8 protein-coding genes are annotated in these 5,291 nt (G+C 66.7%); all 8 read right to left on the minus strand.

The features are described 5' to 3' along the window. Positions 1 to 53: 53 nt before the first annotated feature. Complete coding sequence (locus VGT00_15185; protein HEV8532763.1) at positions 54 to 548, minus strand: NADH-quinone oxidoreductase subunit J; 495 nt, start codon at positions 546 to 548, stop codon at positions 54 to 56. Next, complete coding sequence (locus VGT00_15190) at positions 545 to 1,111, minus strand: NADH-quinone oxidoreductase subunit I (protein ID HEV8532764.1); 567 nt, start codon at positions 1,109 to 1,111, stop codon at positions 545 to 547. The genes VGT00_15185 and VGT00_15190 overlap by 4 nt, the downstream gene beginning before the upstream one ends. Beyond that, on the minus strand, positions 1,104 to 2,099 hold the full coding sequence (gene nuoH / locus VGT00_15195) for an NADH-quinone oxidoreductase subunit NuoH (GenBank protein ID HEV8532765.1): 996 nt from the start codon (positions 2,097 to 2,099) through the stop codon (positions 1,104 to 1,106). Before nuoH ends, VGT00_15190 begins: the two co-directional genes overlap by 8 nt. 255 nt (positions 2,100 to 2,354) lie before the next feature. Continuing rightward, positions 2,355 to 3,515: an NADH-quinone oxidoreductase subunit D gene (locus VGT00_15200; protein ID HEV8532766.1), complete on the minus strand. Its 1,161-nt coding sequence runs from the start codon at positions 3,513 to 3,515 to the stop codon at positions 2,355 to 2,357. 11 nt (positions 3,516 to 3,526) lie between these two features. Next, on the minus strand, positions 3,527 to 3,982 hold the full coding sequence (locus VGT00_15205; protein HEV8532767.1) for an NADH-quinone oxidoreductase subunit C: 456 nt from the start codon (positions 3,980 to 3,982) through the stop codon (positions 3,527 to 3,529). Position 3,983: 1 nt separating this feature from the next. Continuing rightward, positions 3,984 to 4,622 carry an NADH-quinone oxidoreductase subunit B family protein gene (locus VGT00_15210; protein HEV8532768.1) on the minus strand — a complete coding sequence of 213 codons (639 nt, stop codon included), beginning with the start codon at positions 4,620 to 4,622 and terminating at the stop codon, positions 3,984 to 3,986. Continuing rightward, positions 4,613 to 4,966 carry an NADH-quinone oxidoreductase subunit A gene (locus VGT00_15215; GenBank protein ID HEV8532769.1) on the minus strand — a complete coding sequence of 118 codons (354 nt, stop codon included), beginning with the start codon at positions 4,964 to 4,966 and terminating at the stop codon, positions 4,613 to 4,615. The genes VGT00_15210 and VGT00_15215 overlap by 10 nt, the downstream gene beginning before the upstream one ends. Before the next feature lie 106 nt (positions 4,967 to 5,072). Further along, on the minus strand, positions 5,073 to 5,291 hold a 219-nt coding region (locus tag VGT00_15220), incomplete at its 5' end, for an ABC transporter substrate-binding protein (protein HEV8532770.1).

Raw genomic sequence — 5,291 nt, forward strand, 5'->3', positions numbered from 1 at the left:
GCCGATGGCGAAGAGCAGCGCTGCCAGGGTCAGGTAGGCGCCGAGTCCCATGCCTACTCTTCAGGCCTCGCGAAATAGAGCGCGCCGAGGAGCCCGACGAGCAGCAGGACGGCCAGAAGCTCGAAGGGCAGCACGAACTCGCTCAGGAGCACCTGCCCTATCGCCCTGGTGACGTCGACGGTGAGGGGCGGCCGCTCGACCGGCAAGGGCACGCTGCGCAGGAAGCCGAGCACCGCGGTCAGGAGCGCCCCCGCCACGATGGCCCCCGTCACGATATGCCGGCTCGTCTGGGTGATGCGAGCGCCCACCAGGCGCTCCGTCACCACGATGGCGAAGACCACGATGGTGACGACACCACCCGCGTAGAGCAGGAGCTGCACGGCGGCCAGGAACTCGGCGTCGAGGGCCAGGAAGATGCCCGCCGTCGTGGTCAGCGACAGCGCCAGATAGAGCACCGAGTGGAAGAGGTTCTTGGTCAGGACCACCGCGAGGGCCGAGGCCAGGAGCACGGCCCCGAGGGCCCAGAACGTTATGGCCTCGAGGGTCACTCGGGCTTGCCCTCCACCTTGGCCTGTCCCGCCTCGGGGGCATGGGCAGCCGGCGCCTTGGGCGGCGTCTGCATGTCCCGCAACCCAGTGCCCGTCGCCCACGAGGCCTCGAAATCCAGCCCGATCGTGTGGAGGCGGTCCTTGTCCAGGAGGAGCTCGCGCCGATCCGTGGTGGCGAGGTCGAAGGACTTCATCATGATGATGGCGTCGGTGGGGCAGACCTGGACGCAGAGCTCGCAGAACTCGCAGGCGTAGAGCTCGAGGGTGAAGGTCTTGGCGAAGTTGCGCTTCTCCGCCTTCAACATCTCGACCTTGATCACCTGCGGCGGGCAGATGTACTCGCAGAGCCGGCAGCCGATGCAGTTCTCCTCGCCGGTCTCCTTGTCATAGGTCAGGGCTAGGATGCCGCGGAAGCGATCGGGGTAGACCCGCTTCACCTCCGGGTAGTGCACGGTCACGGGCTTGCGGAAGAAATTGATGAGGGTGATCCACATGGCGCGCCCGACGGCGCTCACCAGATTGCCCAGGTCGGGCCAGAAGTTCTGCCCAAGCTGCCTATCCACCGACGGGCCCCTTCCAGGCGACCACGACGGCCGTGGCCATGAGGAGCAGCAGCGCGGCCGGCAGCAGGAGCTTCCACGAAATGGCGAGGATCTGGTCCACGCGGATCCGAACGAAACTCCACCGGATCCAGGTCACGAGCAGGAACACGAACATGGCCTTGAGGAGGAAATAGAAAGCGCCGAGCCACGGCGAGCCCGCCGATCCCGGCCCGTCCCAGGCCCCCAGGAAGAGCAGCGCGCCCAGGAACGACGTGGCGATGATGTGGGCGTACTCGCCGAGCTGGATCAGGGCGAACTTCATCCCCGAGTACTCGACGCGGAAGCCCGCCACCAGCTCGGACTCGGCTTCCAGGATGTCGAAGGGCACGCGGTTCTCGGCGGCCAGGGTGGCCACGATGTACGCGATGAAGGCGAGCTGTCCGATGACGGGGTAGAAGATGAACCAGTGCAGCACGTCCGGCTGGGCGGCCGCGATGTCCGAGAGCTTGAGCGAGCCCGTGAGCAGCACGGGGACGAGGGCCACGAAGAGGAAGGGCAGGTCGTACGAGATGATCTGGTTGACCGCCCGCATGGCCGAGAGGAGCGCGTACTTGTTGTTCGAGCCCCACCCGCCCATGAAGAGGCCCACGATCTCCATAGCCGAGACGGCGAGGAAGAAGAGGATGCCGATGTTGAGATCGGCTACCCCGAGGCCCGGGGCGAAGGGCAGGGTGGCGAAGATCAGCATGCACGGAACGAGGAAGACGATGGGGGCCAGGTTGTAGACGGCGCGGTCGGCCAGGCGGGGCACGATGTCTTCCTTCATCATGAGCTTGACCGCATCGGCGATGGGCTGGAGGAGCCCGTGCGGCCCCACCCGATAGGGCCCGATGCGCGACTGCATGCGCGCGGCGAACTTGCGCTCGAGGAGAGTGACATAGGTGACCATGGCGACCACCGCGTTCAGCACGATGAAGCCCACGACAAAGTGGTAGAGGACGCTCCACATCAGCGGATCCCTCTCCGTCGACGTGGGAAACGCACCACCTCCTCACCCTGCCCTCTCCCCCTCAAGGGGGAGAGGGATCCTGACATCTTGTCTATTTCAGAGTAGGGAACTTCAGTTACATCCCTCTCCCCCGTCAGGGGGAGAGGGCAGGGTGAGGGGGTGGGCCGGTCAGCCCTCACCGGTCGACCTCGCCTCTTGCATCCCTCTCCCCCGCGAGGGGGAGAGGGCAGGGTGAGGGGGTGAGGTCCTTAGCCCTCACCGGTCGACCTCACCGAAGACGGGGTCGACGGAGCCCATGATGGCGACGACGTCGGCGACCTTGTGGCCCGGGATGATGTGCGGAAGCACCGCCAGGTTGGAGAACGAGGCCCCGCGCCACTTCATCCGGTAGGGCTTGGCGCTGCCGTCGGCGATGAGATAGCAGCCGACCTCGCCGCGGGCGCCCTCGATCCGCGCATAGGCCTCGCCCTTGGGGATGCGCACCTGCCCTACCGACTTGACGCCGGGGCGCGAGGAGATGGGCCCCTCGGGCAGGCCGTCCAGGGCCTGGCGCACGATCTTGATGGACTCTCGGAACTCCACCATCCGCACGCGATAGCGCGCGTAGCAGTCGCCCGCCGTCTCCACGGGCACCTTGAAGTCGAAGTCCTCGTAGGAAGAATAGGGCTCGGCGCGTCGGATGTCGTAGTTGACGCCGGAGCCGCGGATGAGCGGGCCCGAGATGCCAACTTCCTGCGCGAGCTCGCGCGACACGGTGCCCACGCCCTGGGTGCGGGCCATGAAAAAGGCGTTGGACTCGAGCATCTCCTCGAACTCGCCGATGCGCCCGTCGATCTTGTCGACGGTGGCGCGACACTTCTGGGCCCAGCCCGCCGGAATGTCATAGCGCGTGCCGCCGACCTGGTGGAGGCCGTAGAGCAGCCGCGCGCCCGTGAGCGACTCGAAGAGGTCGAGCACATCCTCACGCTCGCGGATGCAGTAGAGGAACACCGTGGCCCCGCCGCCCAGCGCGCCGCCCATGTCGAGGCACCAGGTGCCGAGCCAGAGGCAATGCGAGGCCACGCGCTGCAGCTCCGCCGCGATCACGCGCAGGTACTGCGCGCGCTTGGGCACGTCGATCTTGCCCACCATCTCGGCCGCGCGGACATAGGCGAGCTCGCTCGTCATGGCCGCCACGTAGTCGGTCTTCGACGCGATGGACGGGTACTGCGTGTAGGTCAGCGTCTCGGCGAGCTTCTCGTGGCAGCGGTGGAGATAGCCGATGACGGCGTCGACGGCGACCACCGTCTCGCCCTCGAGGGTCAGGATGGCGCGGAAGACGCCGTGGGTGGAGGGGTGCTGGGGCCCCATGTTCATGGTGAGGCGCTCCGCGCCTGCGTAGCCCATCTCGAGAACTTGCCGACCTTCGATATCCATGAGGCGGCCGTCTACCGATATGGCGGATACGGCGTGTCGACGGCGTAGGACTTCAGGAGCGGGTGGCCTTCCCAGTCGTGCGGCAGGAGGATGCGCCGGAGGTCCCCGTGGCCTTCGAAGCGCACGCCGAACATGTCATAGCACTCGCGCTCCATCCAGTCCGCCCCGCGCCACACGGGCACCAGCGAGGGGCAGCTCGTCTCCCCCGCCCCCAGCTTGCACTTCATCATGAGGGCGAAGCGGGCCTCGAGATTCTCGACCCGCGCCACCACCTCGAGCCCCTGCTCCTTCCAGTCCACGGCCGAGACGAAGCTCAGGTAGCCGCAGCCGAGCTCGGCCCTGGCGAAGCGGCCGAGGGCCAGCCACTGGTCAGCCGGCGCCTCGACCACGAGCAGCGGGCCCTCGCCAGAGGCGCCGATCCCGAATCGCTCCTGGATGAGGGGGCGCGCTTGCGTGTGGGTCAGCACCCTAGTCGATCTTCTCGGTGGGCGCGGGGCGCTGGCCCGTCTTGCGGAAGTGGGAGATCTGATCCTGGAGCTTGAGGAGACCGTAGAGGAGCGATTCGGGCGGCGGCGGGCAGCCCGGCACGTAGACATCCACCGGGATCACGCGATCCACGCCCTTGACCACGTGGTAGCCGTGACGGAAGGGCCCGCCCGAATTGGCGCACGAGCCCATGGACACGGCCCACTTGGGATCAGGCATCTGATCGTAGATCCGCTTGAGCATGGGCGCCATCTTGATGGTGACGGTGCCCGAGACGATCATGAGATCGGAGTGGCGCGGCGAGGCCCACGGGACCATGCCCAGGCGCTCGACGTCGAAGCGCGAGGCGAAGGTCGCCATCATCTCGATGGCGCAGCAGGCGAGGCCGAAGGTGACCGGCCAGACGGAGGACTTCCGCGCCCAGTTCAGGAAGCCGTCGGCGAGCGTGGTGACGACGAAGCCGCCGGGGAAGTTGAAGATGCCCTCGCTGACGCTCTCGAAGAGCGCCGAGTGCTTGTCCCCCTCGGGGCGCTCCTGGTGGAGCTTCTCCCACTCCTGGAGGTCCTTGAACTCCGTCCAGACGGCGGGCGGGATCTGCGGGATCGGCGCCTTTATTTCCATTCGAGGATTCCCTCGCGGAACGCATAGAACCAGCCCAGCCCGAGGATCCCGATGAACAGGCCCATGATCCCGACGCCCTCCATTCCCAGCCCTCGGAGCACGAGGGCCCAGGGGAAGAGAAAGACGGCGAGGGCGTCGAAGACGATGAAGATGAGCGCAACCAGGTAGAAGCCGACGGGAAACTGCACCCACGCCTCGCCGATGGGCTCGGCCCCGCACTCATAGTTCTCGAGCTTGGCGGCATACGGGCGTGCCGGACGCAGCACCAGGGCGGCGGCGAGCGATCCGACGGCGAAGGCCACGATCAACCCGAGAAAGATCACGACCGGCAGATACCCGCTCACACCGAGCCTCCCGAGATGGTGGAAAACCGCGCGGAGCATAGCATAGCCATACACTGCATTATACTCGCCGAATCGCGAATATCGGCGCGACGGGCCGCGGTCGGTTCTACGTGATCCTCACGTTCCAGAAAACCGGCGCAGTGAACTTGAGGATACCCTGGACGTTCTTCCGGAAGGCCGTCGGCCAGAACCACTCTCCCCACGGCACGTACGCCACCTCGCCGAGCGCGACCTTCTGGATCTCGTCGGCGATCTGCTTGCGTTTCGTCTGATCGGTCGCGCGCACCCAGTCGGTGGTGAGCTTTTCGAGCTGCGGGATGTCGGG

It is taken from the genome of Candidatus Methylomirabilota bacterium, from assembly GCA_036002485.1.
Classification (GTDB): domain Bacteria; phylum Methylomirabilota; class Methylomirabilia; order Rokubacteriales; family CSP1-6; genus AR37.

Coding starts and splice junctions, on each gene's coding strand:
- nuoH (HEV8532765.1), bottom strand. CDS start 2,099: ATGTGGAGCGTCCTCTACCACTTTGTCGTGGGCTTCATCGTGCTGAAC.
- VGT00_15200 (HEV8532766.1), bottom strand. CDS start 3,515: ATGGATATCGAAGGTCGGCAAGTTCTCGAGATGGGCTACGCAGGCGCG.
- VGT00_15210 (HEV8532768.1), bottom strand. CDS start 4,622: ATGGAAATAAAGGCGCCGATCCCGCAGATCCCGCCCGCCGTCTGGACG.